Raw genomic sequence first — 19,828 nt, 5'->3', positions numbered from 1 at the left:
GAGTGAGTTGATTTGAAAATTATTGAGATTCATATATATGGGTATGGTCAATTGGAGAATATGCAAATCAAAGACTTAGCTGATTTTCAAGTATTCTTTGGGGAAAATGAAGCGGGTAAATCCACCATCATGGCCTTTGTTCATGGAATTTTATTTGGTTTTCCCACTAAGCAATCTTCTGAACTGCGCTATGAGCCCAAACATAATAACAAATATGGCGGAAAAATTAGAATCTTTCATGATGATTTTGGTTTTGCTGTCATTGAACGGGTCAAAGGGAAATCCACTGGAGATGTAAAGGTATCATTGGAAGACGGCAGATTAGGTGAAGAAGAGCTTCTTAAGGAATTATTAGGAAATTTTGACAAAGGTTTATTTCAAGCGATTTTTTCATTTAACCTAAATGGGTTACAGAACATTCATCAAATGAAAGGCGAAGAGATTGGAAAGTTTTTATTTTCCGCTGGTACATTAGGAACAGAACGCCTATCAGAAGCGGAAGCAGTCCTGCAAAAAGAACTGGAAACACGCTTTAAGCCAAGCGGGAAAAAGCCATTGCTAAATGAAAAATTACAAGAGCTTCATGCACTAAATGGAGAGTTGAAAAAGGCTTTAGCTAAAAATGATGAATATGATTCTTTCATTAAAAAACAGGAATCCATTCAAGAGGAAATGGCAGGAATTCACCACCAGCTGTCAGAAATGCAAGAAAGCAATGAAAAATTGAATGAGTGGAAGAAAATACATTCACTTGTCAAAGAAGAATTATGGACGAAAAATGAGCTCGCTGATCTAGGAGAAATTCAATTCCCTGCCCAAGGGATCGAGAGGTTTGAGAGATTAAATCAGTTGCTTTACCCGTATAATGCTCAAATCAAAAGCCTGCTTGAGAGAATTGAAGGCTTGAAAAAGGAATTGGCAGCTATTCGGCCAGACGATTTATTCCTTGAACACGAATCCACGTTAATGACAATATTGGATCAAATCCCTCTATTTGACCAGTTAGAACTGGAGAAACAGCAGTATCTTTCAAAGCTTCAAGATTATCAAGGTAGACTTTCTGAAACACTTGACCGCCTTCATTTGCCGGTAAAGGGAGAGGAAATTCTTTCCTTTAATACAAATATCTACGTAAAGAATGAAGTGGAAGTAGTAGCGAGCCGTGGCAAAAAGCTTAATGAAATGAAACTGGAATTGGAAGAGCGGTTTCAGGAAGAAAAAGCTGCTCTTGAAAAGCTTGAGATAGAGGTAGAATCAGCGGAAAGCCAGGTTCTTCCCCATAAAGAAAGAGTCCTGCTTGAGGAAAAACTAAATGGGGAGGACAAAAAAAGTTTAGAAAATGAACTAAATTCAATTAAAGACAAAATTGAATTTTATCGTCTTGCCAATGAACGTGAACAAAATGAATGGAAAAGACTCCAGAAGCAAAAGAAGCTTCAATTTCTTCTGTTTGAATTCATTTTACTTGGACTAGTATTCTACGGAATTTTTACGAAGCAATCCGGATTAATATTTTTCGGTATTTTTGCCGCCTTATTAACAGGAGTTTTAATGGTAAAAAGCTTCAATCGACCAAAAGGACAAGATTCCAATCCAACTTTAGATTCTTTGAAGGAAAAAGAGAAACAAGTAATCCAAAAGCTAGGTTCAGCAGAATATGCAAACTTTATGAAACTTCAGGAGCAATTACTTCTGGATAATCGGCGGAAGGAACAGTTACAAGGGTTGCAAATGCGACTTGAGCAGCAGAATGACCAATATGATAAGGTAATCTCCAAATTTGAAGCCTGGGAAATTGAATCGGCAAAATATAAGGAAAATCTTTTTACCCTTGCCAGCCAACTGAAGATTCCTGAATATATCGCCATGGCGCATTTACGCGAGGCTTTCGGGCTTATTGAACAATATAAAACGCTATGGAGAGAAAAGAGCCATCTGCAAGAGCGTGTTTCACAAATCAAGGCAAAACAATTATCCATAGAGAATAGTCTTGAATTATTTGCAAATCGTTATTTATCGGAAGTTCATATGGATCTGCATAAAAAAGGCTATGCACTCAGAGAGAAATTAAAGGTTGAAAATGAGAAAAAGATAATGAGTCAAGAGAGACTAGCAAAACTCCTGGATTTAGAGAATGAATTAACACAAAAGAAACGGGAACAGTTGCACTTAAAAGAAGAAATTACAAAGCTTTTTGATGAAGCTGACGCCAGCAATGAACAGCAATACTACGAACTGGGGGTAAAAGCTGAAAAACAAGCGAAGTTTAAAGAAAGATTAAAGGATATTCAAAAGCAGCTTCAGTTTTCAATAATTACTGAACCCGAGCGTGAGAGCTTTTTACACCTTCATAATATTGAAGAAATGGTAGTGGAACAGCAAAAAGAAGCCATCCGTTTAAAAGAAAGACTGACAGCACTGCAAGAGGAAGATGCCTCTATAAAATATGAGATTCAGGTCCTCGAAGAGGGTGGTATTTATTCTGAGCTTCTTCATCAATTTAAACAGAAAAAATATGAACTGGAAGAATTGGCAAAGGAATGGTCTGTTTATTGCCTTGCTCAAGATATTCTGGCTAAGACGGTTGAAAAGTATAAAAATACATACCTGCCAAGAATGCTGTCTAAAGCGGAGGAGTATTTGTTTTTTTTAACAGAGGGGAGATACCATCGAATTCATCTTCAAAAGTCGGGGACTGGCTTTTTAATTGAAAGGCAGGACTACACGATTTTTGAGGCAAATGAACTTAGCCAAGCGACTACCGAACAAGTCTATGTTTCGATAAGGCTTGCCTTGGCCACCACACTTTATGAAAAATATCGTTTTCCGATCATCATTGATGATAGCTTTGTAAATTTTGATGCAAGAAGAACACAAAAAATCATCGAACTATTAAAGAGTTTAAAACAAAATCAAATTTTATTTTTTACCTGCCATACCCATTTGCTTTCGAATTTCTCACATGAAAATATTCTCTTGCTAAATAAAGGGATTGTAGAAATTCCTTCATAGGGTGATAGACCAATATGTTATACTAGGTTTCATAGGAAGGGGCGTTGGAATACAATGGGTAAAGGAATTCTATATTATAATGTCGGTGACCAGGTTGAATTGTTTTTACTGATTAAAAGCGCCACGAAAGGGACGGCTAGTAATGGCAAGCCTTTTTTGACGCTTATTTTGCAAGACCAAAGCGGGGAAATTGAGGCTAAACTTTGGGATGCTGGTGAAGAAGATGAGAAAAACTATGCACCTCAAAATATCGTAAAAATACTTGGGGAACTTCAAAATTATCGTGGTAAAAGTCAGTTGAAAATTAGACAAATTCGCAAATCAGGACCAAATGATCATGTTAAGCTTGATGACTTTCTTGAGGCTGCACCACTAAGTCAAGATGAAATGTCTAGCAAACTGACTCAATATATTTTTGATATGAAAAATCCTAATATCCAAAGAATCACCAGACATTTAATTAAAAAGCACCAAGACGCTTTTTTAGTCTATCCGGCGGCAACAAAAAATCATCACGAGTTTGTTTCCGGTCTGGCCTACCATGTTGTCAGTATGCTCGATTTGGCCAAGGCTATATCCTCCTTGTATCCTAGTCTTGATCGGGACCTTCTTTATGCAGGGGTTATTTTACACGATATGGGGAAAGTTTTAGAACTTTCTGGACCAATCTCAACGAAGTATACGATTGAAGGAAATCTCCTTGGCCATATTACCATCATGGTGAATGAAATTGGCAAAGCTGCCGAAGAATTAGGAATTTCCGGGGAGGAAGTATTAATCCTTCAGCATCTTGTTCTTAGTCATCATGGAAAAGCTGAATGGGGCAGCCCGAAACCTCCGCTCATTAAAGAAGCAGAGATTCTTCATTATATAGATAATTTGGACGCAAAAATGAACATGCTTGACCGTGCGCTTGAAAGAGTAAAGCCGGGGGAATTTACAGAGCGAATTTTTGCCTTGGATAACCGCTCTTTTTATAAGCCAGTGTTTCATAAATAAAAGATAGCCCAATTGGGTTATCTTTTTTATTTGGATAAGAATAAATTCTGGAAATCCGAATACATTGTATTAAAAACATGGACAACCAATCGTGGAGGGAGTATTAAATATGTCTATTCCTATTTGGGTATTTGCAGTGGTAGCAGGAATCGTAATCAGTGCTTTAATGGCTATTAAGACCGGCAGGGAGGAACACCAGCTGGAAATGGAGAGTATTGAAAAGGAAGGGGAAATCTATCTAGAGCGCCTGGAAAAAGAAAAGGAACGGCGTGAAGGAGAAAAAGCGGCAGGAGTATAAGAAAAAGAAAGAGTGACTCACAAAAGTGGTCACTCTTCTTTTGTATCATTTAATATTATTGCTGTGGTGCAGCAGTTGTTGTTTCCGGTTTAAGAGCGTCTTTAAGGTCTTTATCACTAACAGTTACATCTGCAGCTTTTAATTCATTCTGCATTGCTTTATTAATGTCATCATTTGTTAATTTTGAGGATTTTACTTGATATTCAAGTTCTTTCTTCATTTGATCAAATGATTTTTTCTTTTTCTTGTCTGTAACTTGGATAATATGATAGCCAAACTGTGATTTAACCGGGTCACTAATTTCATTAATCTTTAGGGCATATGCTGCTTTTTCAAAGGCAGGATCCATTTTTCCGGTGCCAAACCAGCCTAAATCGCCGCCGTTTTGAGCGGAACCTGGGTCTTGTGAGTATTTCTTAGCCAGGTCTTCGAATTTTTCGCCGGCATCTAATTTTTTCTTAACCTCTTTTGCGGTTTTTTCATCGTTCACAAGGATATGACGTGCCTTAATTTCAGGCTGATATTTAGCGTAGGCATCTTTTAATTCTTTGTCAGTGACTTTGACATCTTTCATGGCCGCCTTTTCCTGCATCATGCCAACCTTCATGGTTTTCTTTAAGTCAGCTTCACTTTTATATCCATATTGTGCAAGTGCAGCCTCAAAATTAGACCCAAGCTGTTCTTTTAATTGTGCAACTTTGGCGTCCAATTCTTTGTTTGTAACGTTGTATTTCTTTGCAAGAACTTTTTCATAAACTAACTGCTGCAGAGCTTGATTCCCAATCTTGTCTTTCATGGCTTGATAAAGCTCTTCTTTTGTTACGTCTCCGACCTTGCTTTTTGCTACGGTATCAGATGACCCCGATTGATTACATGCACTTAATGCAATAACCCCGCCGGCTAACGTAAGGGCTAATAACCATTTTTTCACGATGAACCTCTCCTAAACAGTAAATTCTTGTGGCACACATAACTTGACCACAACCTATACTATAACATAAAAGGGAATAACAGCAAAAATTTAAGCCATGGAAGTTGGGCTTTTATCAGAAATTTTCATCGAGCCTAGTCGAAATGAGCATAGCCTGAATAGGATATCGTAATCGGCATGAAGGAGGGAAACATATGACAGGTGCAGCTGGTGGATACGGTGGAGGATTTGCGTTAATCGTTGTCCTTTTCATCTTATTAATTATCATTGGAGCGGCTTGGGTTTATTAAAAGCCAAAATTAAAAGCGATGAGATGTCTCATCGCTTTACTGTTTATGACGAATTTACTTACTCGTCATGCTGGAGATAAAAGAGTACTATGTATACAAAATCTCCACGTATGACGATACAAGTAAAATGGTAATGAGGACATTTATGGTCCGGAATACCTTATGCTGCCGATCTTCTGGAATTTCCTTTTGAATACAAAGGGAATTAGTCATTTTATTTACATAAAACAGGATAAAGATAGCAAAGACAATAAAAATGGAGATCATCAACGATTCCCTCCTTGTTGTTCATCAGTATACTCTTATTACAATATCAAAAAAAGTTAGAAAAAGATAGTCTAAAAGAGTGAAAGAAAAAAAGCCTTTGATATTTGAAACATAATTAAGCTAAAATGCTGTAAAGCCATAAAATAAAAAATTGTTTACCTTCTGGTAGAAAAGGTAAATAATGAACTTAAAAGTATTGATTTGGAATGAGGTAAATCCAGTGGAGAATCACGAATTACTAAATAAAATTCAGTTGCTTGAATATCATCAAAGACTTCTTCTAACATTAATCAACAATCCTAAACAGGATTTTTACAGGATGATCATTGAAAAAGGCCTTTCAGAGCAAGAAGTAAGGGAATTCATGCAAATTTGTGACGAATTGAGCATAAAAATGGAAGAACAAAAAGCGGAAGGATTTATTTATTTTCAACCGCTTTTTACCGAGTTTTTATATTTATTACCTGAAAAATTAGATAGTAAAGATGTAATTCGGGCTTGCTCTTCCCAGGGACTTTATTTACCGCTTATGAAGGAATTGAATAAATACATATACGCTGATTAGACTAGTTCTTGTTCTGATTTTGCTTTTCTTAGTTTGCCGTCTTGCTCCGTAAATTCACTTTCAATATTATGGAAAGAACGTTCGAAAATTTCCATGAAATCATCCCCGTAAATATTTCGAACAATTGCCATCATTTCAATAATATCGGGAAATTTCCCATACAAATCGCGTAGCGGTAGGGCACCTGTATATACGGCATTGCTGTTCGGTTCATATGTCTCCATCAATTGAAGCAAGATCTTTTCCCCTTCGACCGTTAGCTGGATATAGGTATTCCGTTTGTCGTTTTCCTTTTTCGAGAATTTGAGTAATCCTCTTTCTTCTAACTTCTTTGAAAAATTAAACGCTGTGGAGACATGCATAACTCCGAATTTTGCCACATCGGAAATGGAGGCACCGTTTAGATGATAGGCAATCCAAAGAATATGATGTTCATTAATATTTAAATCAAAAGGTTTTATCCACTGTTGCCAATCCTTCTCAATTGACTTCCACAAAGCTTTACTTAATTGAGCAATCCGCTGGCTAAAAAGCATCGCTTCTTTCATAGAATATTGTTTCTCTGACATCCCCAATTTCACCTACTTTTATATTTCTCTATTATCATTATGCCAATAAAATAAAAATTAATAAAGATATAAATTTACAAAATCTTTAGAAATTACAACAATGTTTCTAATTTTTTGATAATTTTTTTTAAAAAAAGGGTACGAAATAATTCTTATCCCTATTTTACGTGTTTTGTGGATTAATTCCAACCTTTTGAATATTCTATTTCTTAAAAAGTTTTTCCAGTAAGTTGATTACTATGTAGATAGAAAGCACAATACAATTGACAGATTATAGCGAGAACCATAAATATTATATAAAGAAAAGAACCCTTTGGGTTCTTTTCTAAATCGCAATCAAAAAATTATTTTTGAATAACAGACGGTGATGCCAATTTTGTTCTTTTTACAACTGATTGAGCAATTGGGAATAAAATCACCATAGCAACAGTATTTACAACAGTTGCAGGTAAAACAACTGCAGCAAAAAGTCCAACAAAAGGCCCAGGCAATCCAACAATTACTAAAGCAGACGATAAAAAGACAGTTCCAGATACTAATGTACCAAGGGCTGTTAAAACAGCAGCACTAATAACGGAATTCCGGAATTGCTTTAAAGCTGTAAATAAGCCAAAGAACACAGAAGCAGTGACAAGTTTGTCAATAATATTTGGAATTTGACCTCCTGGGAAACCAGTCGTTAATGCAGAAATAATTCCAGTAACAATGGCTAAAAGAAATACATTCTTAAACTCAGGAAATAGAATAATTCCTAAAAACATCATTAATAACATCATGTCCGGCTTCATGCCTAAAAATATTGGCGGAATCACCGCGTGTAAAACAGCCCCTATCCCTACTAGTAAAGCTAAAGCAACCAGATTCTTTGTATTCATTTCTCAACTCTCCTCTTCTAATCTCTGCTATTGGTTTCTCCTGCAGTGCACTCATTGCCTGCAGCGAAAAACTTGAAATCATTATACCACATTATCATTAAAATGATAAAGAAATAATTTTCAGAGAATTAAAAAATCAAAGGTGATTTTTGATTCCAGACGCCATTTCCTGCAGGATCGCAGGTGTGTAATCACTCTGGTTATTTTTCCATACCGCACCAAAACCATCACCTTTGCCATAGCGCGGAATTAAATGCATATGATAGTGGAATACTGTTTGTCCTGCTTGTTCGCCATTATTATTCACCGTATTTAACCCAACAGGTTCAAATTCCTGCTTTAAGGCCCTAGCAATTTCCGGGACAACTTCAAAGAGGTTTCGTGCAATTTCAGGTGTTAACTCGAATAAATTTTCTTTATGTATTTTCGGTATTATGAGAGTATGTCCCTTTGTGACTTGGCTAATATCTAAAAAAGCCAGTACATGTTCGTTCTCAAATACTTTCGCGGACGGGATTTCACCATTAACAATTTTGCAAAAAATACAATCGCTCATTTTTCGCACAACCTTTCCAATATGTTTGTCTTATTTTACCATGGTGGGGGAGCAATACAAAAGAAAAGAGCAGAATCCGTATAGGATTCCGCCCTCTCGAAGGGGAATTGCTTCAATTGGAACGTTCATTTAGGAGTGTTCTTTGATAAACACCTCATTTGACCTTAGAGTGTTTTTATAAAGAATCATCATTGTTCAAGCTGACCATCCCCTATGTTGTTTTTATATGTTTTCCCAACTTATAAAAACAGGAAGCGATCTGCGGTAAACACCTCATTTGTTAGTTTATTTGTGAATAAACCTTGGTGTTATGAACTCAAAATGGTTACATGCACATTGTACAAAACAACCATCCCCTTATTTGAAACGAATAGAAGCTGACTTGTTTGAAAGGAAATTGTCTTTAACAGACACCTCATTTCAAGTTTTGATGAATTTCTTCATCGAAGTAAGTTATTTCCCCTTCGAATATTATGATAACCAGTTTGATGGCTTCTATACAAAAAAAGATAAAAAAATTGAATTTCTATTTTTATCGTGGTCAATTTGTTAAAATGAAAGGAAATATCATTCAATGGAAGGGCGTTGTACATGTCTTTATTAACGATTGAACACCTTGTCGGGGGATATACAAAAAACCCCGTTCTAAAAGATGTTTCATTTGAAGTAAAGGAAAAAGAAATCGTTGGACTTATTGGCTTAAACGGTGCCGGAAAAAGTACCACGATTAAACATATTATTGGATTAATGGAACCGAGAAGCGGTGAAATAAAAATTAAGGGTCAAATTTTTACGGAAAATAAAGAAGCATATCGAAAATTGTTTACCTTTGTTCCGGAAACCCCCATATTATATGAAGAACTTACATTGGATGAACATTTGCGGTTAACCGCTATGGCTTATGGTCTTAATGAAAAAGAGTATAAGTCGAGGGTGGCACCATTGCTTTCTGAATACCGAATGGAAAAACGTCTAAATTGGTTTCCAGCCCATTTTTCAAAAGGAATGAAGCAGAAGGTTATGATTATGTGTGCCTTTTTAGTTCAGCCCGCACTTTATATTGTCGATGAACCATTTGTGGGATTGGATCCGCTTGGTATCCAATCACTACTAGATATGATGAAAAAAATGAAAGAAAACGGGGCAGGAATTCTCATGTCGACCCATATCCTTGCCACCGCTGAGAAATATTGCGACCGGTTTGTCATCCTCCATGAGGGGAAAATCAGGGCAAAGGGGACCTTGGCTGATTTACGTAAGGAATTTTCCATGCCGGATGCGTCTTTAGATGATTTGTATATTCAATTAACAAAGGAAGAAAAATATGTTTGATGAAAAAAGTCTTTGGAATCAGCGTTTTGGACACCGGCTTAAGGATTTAGGAAGTTATCTGCGCTATATTTTTAATGGTCATCTTGTAATTGTCTTGGTATTTTTAACAGGGGGGGCCGCTTTTTATTATCAGAAATGGATTGAGAAGCTGTCGGCCGGTTTCCCCGCCGAGCTGATTATCGCTGTAATAATTGGGCTTTTTTTAACCTATAGTCCTGTTTATAATTTTTTGCTGGAAGCAGACCGGGTTTTCCTGCTGCCTCTTGAAACGCGTCTTCGGGATTATTTTTTGCGGTCGGGGATTGTCAGCCTTGTTTTCCAAGGATATATTCTCCTAATGGTTCAAGCTGTTCTGATGCCCATGTATGCCCATGTAAGTACTAATGGTTTTCATTCTTTTTTACTGTTTTATGCAGTGCTATTGATTATTAAAGCATGGAACTTAGTGGTAAGCTGGAAAATTCACTATTTTGTTCAGCCCTCGATTTACCGTTGGGACATGGTTGTGCGCTATTTTATCAATGCTGTTTTTACCTTCCTGCTATTTAAACAAGCTAATTTCGTGATCCTATTAGTTATGGTGTTGGTGATGGGATTCTACTATTGGTCGTTTCGGGCTCGGACAAGAAAGCTCGGGTTGAAATGGGACTTGCTGATTGAACAGGAAGAGAAAAGAATGGCTGCTTTTTACCGGCTTGCAAATCTGTTCACAGATGTTCCGAAGTTAAAGGATACGGTAAAAAGAAGGAGATGGCTCGATCTTTTCTTGAAGAGAATCAGTTTTATTCAAAAAAATACTTATTTATTTCTATTTTCACGGACGTTTTTGCGTTCCTCAGATTACTTAGGTCTGTTTATTCGCTTAACAGTCATTGGAGCTCTCGCCTTGTATTTTATTTCGTTTGGTTTTGGGCAAATTGGCTTGGCCGTTTTATTCCTATATTTAACCGGTTTTCAGCTGCTGCCGCTTTGGAATCATCATCAAAACAAACTCTGGGTGGATCTTTATCCGGTTGCAGCGCAAGACAAGACAAATGCTTTTCAGTCGTTATTGATGGTTATTCTGGTGCTACAGGCCTTCCTGTTTGCTTTATTTATTTTACTAAAAGGGGAAATTGTAATCGCAATGCTTGAACTCGCAGCAGGACTAGTGTTTTCATACTTGTTTGTTTACCTTTATAGTAGGAAGCGGGTAAAGGCTTGATAGGTGATGGGATGTAGTGGAAAGTATCTGGCAACGTGGAAAGTAAAAAAGACTCATTGAAAAGTATTTCAGTAAAAATGGAAAATAAATCCATTAAAATTGCAAATAAAATCCTTACTAACTCGAAATTGCTCTTTACAGGAAAATTTAAGGATCGTGTCTACCGTCAACCCAAGAAATGAAACCTTTTTAATGAGAATTTCGTAAAATACTTTAAAGGCTCATTAAAGGTTGTGTTTTCATGAATGATTACGAATTAAAGGTTTATGATGAGGTAGCGGATTGGAAATTTAAAATCACGAAACGCTCGGGTATGGTCAGTAGATTTTCGAAAAAAGCGCAGGGGAAAATTAACGGATTGATCCCTGAAAAAGTTCATCAGGTCGTCACTGAGAGCATCAAAGCAATGGTGAAAACCACATTATTTGGTTCACAAATGACTACGAATAAACTTCAAGCAAACGGTCTTTCCCTAAAAGAACGGGATGAATTAATGGGCAAGAAAACAGCAGCCTTTCAAAAAACAGCACTTATTGAGGGAGCGGGAACTGGTGCGGGCGGAATCCTACTAGGACTTGCTGACTTTCCATTGCTGCTTACAATCAAAATGAAATTTCTTTTTGAGGCAGCTTCAATTTATGGCTTTAACACAAATGAGTATGAAGAAAGGCTGTTTATTCTTCATGTTTTTCAACTGGCATTTTCAAGTGATGAGGTCCGAAGGGAAACCCTTAAGAATATCGAAAATTGGGAGGAGCGAAAGCAGGTTCTTATCGAAATGGATTGGCGCAAGTTTCAGCAGGAGTATCGTGATTACATCGATTTTGCCAAAATGCTGCAGCTCGTACCGGGAATCGGTGCTTTTGTCGGTGCCTATGCCAATAACAATCTCCTCAAGCATTTAGGTGAAACAGCAATGAATGCCTATAGGTTGCGGGTATTAAAAAAAGCCCCTGAACTATAAAAAAGGTTCAGGGGTTAACTATTACTCTTGGTTATGAATTCGAATAGCCGCTGTACCTAGTGTTTTAGCAGCAATGAGCATTGCTTTTTCATCAATATCAAATTTAGGATGATGGTGCGGAGCCGGTTTTTCGACTCCTTCCGGTTTTGCCCCGGTGAAAAAGAACGTACCCGGTACCCTTTCCAAATAATAGGCAAAATCTTCACCACCCATTTGCGGTTCCGTTTTCTCAATCATTTGGACCTCCGGAACCTCTTCAGCACAGGTAATAAGAAAATCTGTTTCCTTTGCATGATTCACAACAGCCGGATAGCCTCTTTCGTATAAGAATTCGTAACTGCTATCAGCCAGGTAACACGTTCCATGAATGATTCGATCCATTTCTTTTTCAATAAACGATCGAACATCTTCGTTAAATGTCCTCACCGTACCGACAAGCTTTACTTTATCCGCTATGACATTAAAGGCGTTTTGGGCAGTAAAAGAACCTACCGTCACAACAGCAGAATCTACCGGATTTACTTTTCTGCTGACAATTTGCTGGAGATTTATGACGAGCTGGGATGCGGTAACAATTGCATCTTTTGTTTTGTGCGGCTGGGCACCATGCCCGCCCTGACCTTGGATATCAATTTCAAACCGATCGGCTGCAGCCATGATTGGGCCTGTTCGATATTGAATTTTACCAGTAGGCTCACTAGCCCATAAATGTGTGCCAAAAATAACATCTACACCCTCTAAGCAGCCATCTTCAATCATCGAAATAGCCCCGCCCGGTGCGTATTCTTCTGCATACTGATGAATGAATACATAATTACCGGCTAATTCATCCCGAAGTTCATTTAAAGCTTTTGCGAGAAATAACAGTGTTGCTGTATGACCATCATGTCCGCATGCATGCATAACTCCGGGAACGGTTGATTTATATGGAACATCCTTTTCATCCTGGATTGGCAAGGCATCAAAATCTGCCCTTAATGCAACGGTCTTTCCTGGATTTTTTCCATAAACCTTGGCGACCACTCCATTGCTGCCGATCTTTCCTTTTACCTCAATTCCCAGTTTTTCATAAAAATCTTGAATGAATTTTGCTGTTTGATACTCTTTAAAAGATAATTCTGGATGCTGATGCAAATAACGGCGAACTGAAACCATATCATCATAGTAACCTTCCAATTTAGCAAAAAGCTTATTAAGCATGAAACCCCTCCAAGATTTTTAATTTTTAAAATAGTAACTATTTTTATACTATTTTACCACTCTTTCATAAATATGTAGAATAATTGAAAAAGAGGCCGGTTCAGCCGGCCTTTTTAAGTAGCCGATTTTCTTCCAGATACCATCCTTCCACGGGTGATTTGCCATTACGACAATGGCATCATATTTTTCATGTTTAATCCCTTCTATGATCCTTTTCATTTCATGTCTTTTCTCAAGGCTCTACCCTGTTACAATTTTTTCAAATGTATGGTGGGGAAAGGGAGCACGGGCTACGTGTGAAAATTTTCCATATTTTCAAATAATATTCAAATAATCGTTTGACCAACTGGAATTAATTGCATATACTAATAATCAAACAGATATTTGAATATAGGTGGTGAAATGATGAAACACGAAGATATATGTGAGGTAACCTGTGTCGATGAAGATAAGGTGAAACGAGTTAAGGAATCAGTTTCCAACCAAAATACATCGGCAGTATCACAAATATTTAAAGCATTATCCGATGACACCAGGATTAAAATCGCCTATGCCTTAAGTGTAGAAGACGAATTATGTGTATGCGATGTTGCCAACATCGTTGGCAGCACGACGGCTACTGCATCTCACCATTTACGACTGCTTCGTAATTTAGGGTTAGCGAAATATCGTAAAGAGGGAAAATTAGTTTTTTATTCCTTAGATGATGATCATGTCAAACAATTGATTCAAATCGCTTTTGAGCATCAAAAGGAGGTGAAAAACACATGAGTGACGCTTTAGAAAAAACACAAGAAAAAGCTGTTTACCGAGTGCAGGGATTCACCTGAGCAGGCTGTGCGACAAAGTTCGAAAAGAACGTACAACACCTGGATGGTGTTGTGAATGCGAGTGTTAATTTTGGAGCATCAAAACTTACGGTTTATGGTGAAACAACTATAGAGGAATTAGAAAAAGCAGGGGCTTTTGAGAATATAAAGGTCATTCCTGAAAAACAAAGATTTGAAGAGAAAAAAGAACCTTTCTTGAAAAGACATTCAATGGTTATTACTTCATTTGTTTTTCTGTTCATTGGATGGTTTTCAGGGCAAATCAATGGTGAAGAGAGCATCTCATCGATACTAGCGTATGCCGCTGCAATTTTAGTGGGTGGTTATCGTCTATTTATCACGGGATTCAAAAACTTATTCCGTTTAGAATTTGATATGAGAACGCTAATGACTATCGCTGTTATCGGTGCTTCAATCATTGGTGAATGGGGCGAGGGGGCAACAGTAGTCATTTTGTTTGCCATCAGTGAGGTTTTAGAGACTTACTCTATGGATAAAGCAAGAGAATCGATTCGTTCGTTAATGGATATTGCTCCAAAAGAAGCCTTAATCAGAAGAGGTAATCAAGAGTTTGCCGTAGAAGTGGAAGATATTCGAATTGGCGATATTATGATCGTCAAGCCAGGACAGAAAATAGCCATGGATGGAATCGTAGTTAAAGGGGAATCTTCTGTAAATCAAGCTGCGATTACGGGGGAATCCGCCTATGTTTCTAAAAAGATCGATGGAGAAATATATGCTGGAACGTTAAATGTGGATGGACTACTAGAAGTCAAGGTCACGAAGCATGTGGACGATACTACCATTGCAAAGATCATACATTTGGTTGAGGAAGCACAAGCAGAAAGGGCTCCATCTCAAGCATTTGTAGATCGTTTTGCCAAGTATTACACACCAGTTATCATGTTGATTTCATTGTTGGTTGCTGTATTACCACCATTGTTATTTGATGCAGATTGGAGTAAGTGGATTTATCAGGGGTTGGCAGTGCTAGTCGTTGGATGTCCATGTGCACTTGTTATTTCTACTCCAGTATCGATTGTTACTGCCATCGGAAATGCTGCTCGAAATGGTGTCCTTATTAAAGGTGGAATTCATTTAGAAGAAATGGGTGCAATAAAAGCCATTGCCTTTGATAAGACTGGAACCTTAACATACGGAACTCCTGTTGTAACGGACTACATTTCATTGCCGAATATAGATGCTAAGGAATTGCTTACCATTATTGCAGCCCTTGAAAATGGTTCGCAACATCCGCTTGCTTCAGCCATCATGAAAAAGGCGGAAGAAGAAAAACTCCCTTATCAGAATCCTTCTGTTGAGGAATTCACCTCCATTACAGGCAAAGGGATCAAAGGAAGAATCAAGGAAAAAATGTATTATGTGGGCAGCCCGAATTTATTCGAGGAAATTTTAACAAATGGAATTCCATCTCACCACAAAGAAATGATTTCTGGGATGCAAAATCAGGGAAAAACAGTCATGGTGGCAGGAACTCCAAATGAAATATTGGGACTTTTTGCAGTGGCTGATGAAGTCAGAGGAAATAGTAAGACCGTAATTCAGAAACTTCACTCATTAGAGATTCAAAAAACCATTATGTTAACGGGTGATAACAGAGGAACAGCAGATGCGATTGGGAAACAAGTAGGAGTATCTGATATAAAGGCAGATTTGTTACCTCAAGATAAATTAACCTATATTAAAGAACTGCGAAATCAATACGACCGAGTGGCAATGGTTGGGGATGGTGTGAATGATGCACCCGCTTTGGCTGCATCCACTGTTGGTATTGCCATGGGTGGAGCTGGAACGGATACGGCATTAGAGACGGCTGATATTGCTTTAATGGCGGATGATTTAAGTAAACTTCCATTTACGTTAAAACTAAGCAGGAAAGCCTTATTTATTATCAAACAAAATATTACTTTCTCTTTAGGGATTAAAATTTTGGCCCTATTGTTAGTGATTCCTGGTTGGTTAACCCTTTGGATCGCGATTTTTGCCGATATGGGTGCAACGCTTATAGTCACGTTAAATGGGTTAAGACTTCTCCGAGTGAAAGACAAATAGCAGTGGCTTCCCATTATGTAAATGGGAAGCATTTTTTTGTGGGAGGAGATAAATGTGAATAATGGTTGGAATCGATTTATTTATAAATGTTGGTCGCCGATTTATGATCGCTTTTTTAATTCAGGGTTGTTCCTGAAGGCTAGAAAAGAAATATTTAAAGATATTTCTCTTGAAAAGGGCAGTAAAGTTCTTTTTGTAGGGGTCGGTACAGGTGCCGATATTCCATTCTTCTGGGGCAAAGGTTACGATATAACAGCGATTGATTATTCTGCTGATATGTTAAAAGTGGCAAAAGAAAAGTTTCCTGACTCTTCCGTTACTTTCCTTGAAATGGACGCACAGAAGATGGATTTTCCTGATGACTCCTTCAATTTTGTTGTCGCCAGTTTAATTCTTAGTGTAGTACCCCATCCAGAAGAATCATTGAACGAAATTATAAGGGTATTAAAGAAGAACGGTACGTTCCTAATATTTGATAAATTTGCCCCTAAGACCAAAAAAATAACTCTGAAACAAATTCTCTTACGTCCAGTGGTTAAATTACTTGGGACGGATATAGGATTAGACTTCTATGAGGTTCACAAAATTTTTGAAAATCAATACAAATTAATACAGGATAAAAATGTTATGATGAATGGAATGTATAGAAAAATCATTGGGGTTAAGAAAGGAAAAGGGAATTGAAAAAATTATTATTCTTATTAATCACTCTATTGGTGATGATTCCTACCATCGCCAGTGCACATACTGAGTTAACTTCCCCTACTCCTGCTGCGAATCAAGTGGTGAAAGAGGACCTAAAAACAATTGTCCTTACATATGAAGGAAAGATAGAATCTTTAAGTACAATGGATTTAATTAAAGACGGGCAAAAAATTTTTTTCGTTAGTGTCACGCCAAAAGATAATCAAATGATTGGCACATTATCAGCACCACTTGAAAATGGATCTTATACGATCCAATGGAGTATTGCGGGTGCACACGGTCATCCAATAAAAGGCGAAATTCCCTCTAAAGTGCAAAAGGAAGTTAAAGCAGAGCAAAGGCTGAAACAAAGCAATCAGTATGGACAAATGCTCCTTTTAAAGCACATTAGCATTATTCCTGTTCTCATATTTGCCTTTATTAATGGCGTTCTTTCAAGAAAATCTATAAAATTACCTTCCTTTAATCCACGCCCTTAGATTAGAGGGGAGAGCATGATCATCTTCATTGTTTTTTATATTACTGCTGTGATGAATTTACCGTCAAGTCGGAAGGTGCATCCAAGTGGGTGGAATGGCTTTTAGGGAAAAATATCCTTTCAACCTTACAAATGCAATTTTCACCATCATTTCAATCGGTATTATTAATCGTTCTTTCGATACTATTTTTGTTACTGATTTTGTTCAGCTTCAAACAGAGGAGACCTATTATAGCAGTAACATTTGGAGTGATTTTTATCATTGCTATCTATATGGGCCTGATGCTATCACTGTCCATTTAAATTTTAGAAGTTAGATGGACGAAAGAAATAAACAATTTAGGATGTGGCAAGGTGAAACGAGCTATTTATGTGATCATCACTATGATAATTGTATCAGTATTGGCGACATGGGTACTAGGAAAATATCATTCCGAAGTTCCATTTCAAACGCGTATGCTGATTACGGCTGGAGGGGTACTCTTATCAGGCATACTGACCATTTTCATGTCGAGGAAAGATGTTGGACATGTGGAAACAAAGTTGAAGTAAAGACTGATTCTTTCAGTCTTTTTTTATGTTACTTTATTGACAATATGCTCATATGTGCATATATTGAATTTATCATATTTATAAAACAATCAGAAAGGGTATTGAATGATACAGCAACTTAAAATATAGAACGAACATGCTTGTCATAATAAATTTAAATGAGGAGAGATAGAGATGGGACATCATCACAGTCATGGGCACGATCATGGACATCACCACGGTCACGGGCATTCGCATGCCCCTGCAAATTATGGATTTGCATTTGGTTTTGGAATTATCTTGAACACGATATTTATTATTGTTGAAATTATCTACGGTATCATAGGGGATTCATTAGCATTACTAGCTGATGCAGGGCACAACATAAGTGATGTCCTGGGGTTAATAATTGCCTGGATCGCCGTTTGGCTAGGGAAAAAAGCTCCTACTAAAAAGCGGACATATGGATTTAAAAGAAGTTCCATACTAGCCGCTTTATTCAATGCAGTTTTCTTACTGGTAGCCATCGGTGCTATTGCATGGGAAGCCATACAACGTTTTTCTTCACCAGCACCAGTTGCAGGAAAAACAGTGATTATCGTAGCAATCGTAGGAATCGTGATTAATGGCTTAACAGCATTACTTTTTATGGCTGGAAGAAAAAACGATCTAAATATCCGTGGAGCTTTCTTGCATATGGCTGCTGATGCCTTAGTTTCACTTGGGGTAGTCGTTGCAGGGGTTGTTATCCTTTGGAAGGGATGGCAATGGATTGACCCTCTCGTAAGCCTTGTAATTTCCATCGTCATTTTCTTTGGCACATGGGGTTTGTTAAAAGAGTCTATTAACTTATCATTGGATGCGGTACCAGAAGGAATAGATATTCATAAGATTAAAGAATATCTAAGTGGATTACCTACAATTTTAGAAGTTCATGACCTGCATGTTTGGGGAATGAGCACGACAGAAGCTGCCTTAACGGTTCATTTAATTCGGTCTGAAATTGATGATAACGATGAACTGCTTCAAAAATTAACAAAGGAATTGCATGACCAATTTGGCATTGAACATGCGACTATCCAAATTGAAAATGGCACCTATAACTGTTCCTTACAACCTGAGGGTACGATATGACTTCTTATGCAGAGCAGCGATTTCCATTAGGATATTGCTGTTTTTTGCAAGCTAATGGAGGTTTTATAGCGGTCCTAAGGGGTGAATTGGGACTAATTAAACATACCGCTTCAGGAAAGTTCATTATGTAAGTTTTAGAATCAGAAAGAAACTAATATATAATTAGTATGAGATATTGATAATATGTAATGGAAGGAGTTAGATATGTTAGCCATAATACTAGCTGGGATTGCTCCAGGCTTAGCATTATTAAGTTATTTTTATTTAAGGGACAAGTATGAACCTGAGCCATTGTCATTGGTAATCCGTACCTTTTTATACGGTGCCTTACTAATCTTTCCAATTTCATTTTTTGAATATGTAATAGAAACAGAAAACCTTATCACAGCCAAAACTGATACCGTTTTGTTTTCTTCTGGAATACTTGAGGAAGTTTTAAAATGGTTGGTTCTTTATTTTATTGCCTATCGGAACGCAGAATTTGATGAACCTTTTGATGGGATTGTTTATGGGACATCCGTCGCTTTGGGGTTTGCAACTGCTGAGAATATTGTATATTTAATGACAAATGGGGTAGAAATCGCTCTTAACCGAGCTTTGTTACCTGTACCTAGCCATGCATTATTTGGGGTTATGATGGGGTTTTACATGAGTAAAGCAAAATTTACAAAAGGAAAGAAACTATTCTGGATCTTTATATCGTTAATGGTTCCTTCCGTATTGCATGGAGTATTTAATTATTTATTATTAAATGAAGATTCATGGGTAATGACGATGATTCCATTTATGATTTTCTTATGGTTGTTAGGAATGAAAAAAGTACGAAGGGCAGAATTTCTTAGTATGAACCATTTTAATAAGCAGTAAAGCATAGAAAAGGGCTGATTTTAAACTAAGTTTTATGGAAGGTTAATTATATTGTAAAACTTTGTTCATAGGTTATTAATAATTAATGGGTAAAATAAATCATGCAACTAGGACAATTTGCAAACTTTTCAACCAACCCCTTCTTTAA

Annotated in this window: 22 protein-coding genes; 15 read left to right on the top strand and 7 right to left on the bottom strand. The window is 37.2% G+C overall.

The genetic code is table 11. The features are described 5' to 3' along the window. Positions 1-12: 12 nt before the first annotated feature. The 3 genes from E2K98_RS02650 to E2K98_RS02640 all read left to right on the top strand — a co-directional run bounded on the left by E2K98_RS02650 (position 13) and on the right by E2K98_RS02640 (position 4,309). Positions 13-3,012: an ATP-binding protein gene (locus E2K98_RS02650; protein WP_133332734.1), complete on the top strand. Its 3,000-nt coding sequence runs from the start codon at positions 13-15 to the stop codon at positions 3,010-3,012. Between the two features lie 54 nt (positions 3,013-3,066). After that, positions 3,067-4,011, top strand: coding sequence for a 3'-5' exoribonuclease YhaM (gene yhaM, locus E2K98_RS02645; protein ID WP_133332733.1), 945 nt, complete (start codon positions 3,067-3,069; stop codon positions 4,009-4,011). Positions 4,012-4,120: 109 nt separating this feature from the next. After that, entirely contained in the window at positions 4,121-4,309 is a 189-nt protein-coding gene (locus E2K98_RS02640; protein ID WP_133332732.1) for a sporulation YhaL family protein, read from the top strand. 55 nt (positions 4,310-4,364) lie between these two features. Here E2K98_RS02640 and E2K98_RS02635 read toward each other — a convergent pair whose 3' ends face one another. Then, positions 4,365-5,240 carry a peptidylprolyl isomerase gene (locus tag E2K98_RS02635; RefSeq protein WP_133332731.1) on the bottom strand — a complete coding sequence of 292 codons (876 nt, stop codon included), beginning with the start codon at positions 5,238-5,240 and terminating at the stop codon, positions 4,365-4,367. Positions 5,241-5,434: 194 nt separating this feature from the next. Between E2K98_RS02635 and E2K98_RS02630 the strand changes: the two genes are divergently transcribed. Then, the gene (locus tag E2K98_RS02630; protein ID WP_081810749.1) at positions 5,435-5,530 is read left to right on the top strand and encodes a YjcZ family sporulation protein; all 96 of its coding nucleotides are present in this window, start codon (positions 5,435-5,437) and stop codon (positions 5,528-5,530) included. 87 nt (positions 5,531-5,617) lie between these two features. Here E2K98_RS02630 and E2K98_RS02625 read toward each other — a convergent pair whose 3' ends face one another. Further along, positions 5,618-5,797, bottom strand: coding sequence for a hypothetical protein (locus E2K98_RS02625; protein ID WP_026574454.1), 180 nt, complete (start codon positions 5,795-5,797; stop codon positions 5,618-5,620). Positions 5,798-5,978: 181 nt separating this feature from the next. Between E2K98_RS02625 and E2K98_RS02620 the strand changes: the two genes are divergently transcribed. Beyond that, the gene (locus E2K98_RS02620; RefSeq protein ID WP_235824690.1) at positions 5,979-6,362 is read left to right on the top strand and encodes a DUF1878 family protein; all 384 of its coding nucleotides are present in this window, start codon (positions 5,979-5,981) and stop codon (positions 6,360-6,362) included. Here E2K98_RS02620 and E2K98_RS02615 read toward each other — a convergent pair. The 3 genes from E2K98_RS02615 to E2K98_RS02605 all read right to left on the bottom strand — a co-directional run bounded on the left by E2K98_RS02615 (position 6,359) and on the right by E2K98_RS02605 (position 8,362). Then, positions 6,359-6,931 (bottom strand): HTH-type transcriptional regulator Hpr, encoded by a 573-nt coding sequence (locus E2K98_RS02615; protein ID WP_133332730.1) that lies wholly within the window; start codon positions 6,929-6,931, stop codon positions 6,359-6,361. The genes E2K98_RS02620 and E2K98_RS02615 overlap by 4 nt on opposite strands. A gap of 344 nt (positions 6,932-7,275) precedes the next feature. After that, positions 7,276-7,806, bottom strand: coding sequence for a tryptophan transporter (locus tag E2K98_RS02610; protein ID WP_133332729.1), 531 nt, complete (start codon positions 7,804-7,806; stop codon positions 7,276-7,278). A gap of 136 nt (positions 7,807-7,942) precedes the next feature. Continuing rightward, positions 7,943-8,362 carry an HIT family protein gene (locus E2K98_RS02605; protein WP_133332728.1) on the bottom strand — a complete coding sequence of 140 codons (420 nt, stop codon included), beginning with the start codon at positions 8,360-8,362 and terminating at the stop codon, positions 7,943-7,945. Positions 8,363-8,953: 591 nt separating this feature from the next. On the opposite strand from E2K98_RS02605, the gene E2K98_RS02600 reads away from it, so the two are divergent. From E2K98_RS02600 to E2K98_RS02590, 3 genes are all read left to right on the top strand, one after another. Further along, positions 8,954-9,694 (top strand): ABC transporter ATP-binding protein, encoded by a 741-nt coding sequence (locus tag E2K98_RS02600; protein ID WP_133332727.1) that lies wholly within the window; start codon positions 8,954-8,956, stop codon positions 9,692-9,694. Beyond that, on the top strand, positions 9,687-10,898 hold the full coding sequence (locus E2K98_RS02595) for an ABC transporter permease (RefSeq protein WP_133332726.1): 1,212 nt from the start codon (positions 9,687-9,689) through the stop codon (positions 10,896-10,898). The genes E2K98_RS02600 and E2K98_RS02595 overlap by 8 nt, the downstream gene beginning before the upstream one ends. Positions 10,899-11,139: 241 nt before the next feature. After that, positions 11,140-11,862, top strand: a complete 723-nt coding sequence (locus tag E2K98_RS02590) for an EcsC family protein (RefSeq protein ID WP_133332725.1) — start codon at positions 11,140-11,142, stop codon at positions 11,860-11,862. A 21-nt stretch (positions 11,863-11,883) separates the two neighbouring features. On the opposite strand, the gene E2K98_RS02585 is transcribed toward E2K98_RS02590, so the two are convergent. Both E2K98_RS02585 and E2K98_RS30715 read right to left on the bottom strand, forming a co-directional pair. Next, positions 11,884-13,062, bottom strand: a complete 1,179-nt coding sequence (locus tag E2K98_RS02585; RefSeq protein ID WP_133332724.1) for a M20 family metallopeptidase — start codon at positions 13,060-13,062, stop codon at positions 11,884-11,886. 48 nt (positions 13,063-13,110) lie between these two features. Then, on the bottom strand, positions 13,111-13,281 hold the full coding sequence (locus E2K98_RS30715) for a hypothetical protein (RefSeq protein ID WP_165976149.1): 171 nt from the start codon (positions 13,279-13,281) through the stop codon (positions 13,111-13,113). A 186-nt stretch (positions 13,282-13,467) separates the two neighbouring features. Between E2K98_RS30715 and E2K98_RS02580 the strand changes: the two genes are divergently transcribed. The 7 genes from E2K98_RS02580 (at position 13,468) to prsW (ending at position 19,680) form a co-directional block, all read left to right on the top strand. Further along, positions 13,468-13,833, top strand: coding sequence for an ArsR/SmtB family transcription factor (locus E2K98_RS02580; RefSeq protein WP_133332723.1), 366 nt, complete (start codon positions 13,468-13,470; stop codon positions 13,831-13,833). Further along, positions 13,830-15,965 carry a heavy metal translocating P-type ATPase gene (locus tag E2K98_RS02575; RefSeq protein ID WP_133332722.1) on the top strand — a complete coding sequence of 712 codons (2,136 nt, stop codon included), beginning with the start codon at positions 13,830-13,832 and terminating at the stop codon, positions 15,963-15,965. The genes E2K98_RS02580 and E2K98_RS02575 overlap by 4 nt, the downstream gene beginning before the upstream one ends. 54 nt (positions 15,966-16,019) lie before the next feature. Further along, positions 16,020-16,649, top strand: coding sequence for a class I SAM-dependent methyltransferase (locus E2K98_RS02570; RefSeq protein ID WP_133332721.1), 630 nt, complete (start codon positions 16,020-16,022; stop codon positions 16,647-16,649). Next, positions 16,646-17,149 (top strand): copper resistance CopC family protein, encoded by a 504-nt coding sequence (locus E2K98_RS02565; protein ID WP_133332720.1) that lies wholly within the window; start codon positions 16,646-16,648, stop codon positions 17,147-17,149. Before E2K98_RS02570 ends, E2K98_RS02565 begins: the two co-directional genes overlap by 4 nt. 353 nt (positions 17,150-17,502) lie before the next feature. After that, on the top strand, positions 17,503-17,700 hold the full coding sequence (locus E2K98_RS02560) for a hypothetical protein (protein WP_133332719.1): 198 nt from the start codon (positions 17,503-17,505) through the stop codon (positions 17,698-17,700). Positions 17,701-17,874: 174 nt separating this feature from the next. After that, the gene (locus E2K98_RS02555; protein ID WP_133332718.1) at positions 17,875-18,813 is read left to right on the top strand and encodes a cation diffusion facilitator family transporter; all 939 of its coding nucleotides are present in this window, start codon (positions 17,875-17,877) and stop codon (positions 18,811-18,813) included. A gap of 204 nt (positions 18,814-19,017) precedes the next feature. Then, positions 19,018-19,680 carry a glutamic-type intramembrane protease PrsW gene (prsW, locus tag E2K98_RS02550; RefSeq protein ID WP_133332717.1) on the top strand — a complete coding sequence of 221 codons (663 nt, stop codon included), beginning with the start codon at positions 19,018-19,020 and terminating at the stop codon, positions 19,678-19,680. Positions 19,681-19,828 lie beyond the last annotated feature (148 nt).

The organism is Bacillus salipaludis, assembly GCF_004358205.1.
The sequence above is the reverse complement of the archived record's forward strand: the minus strand, read 5'-3'. Positions and strand labels throughout refer to the sequence as shown.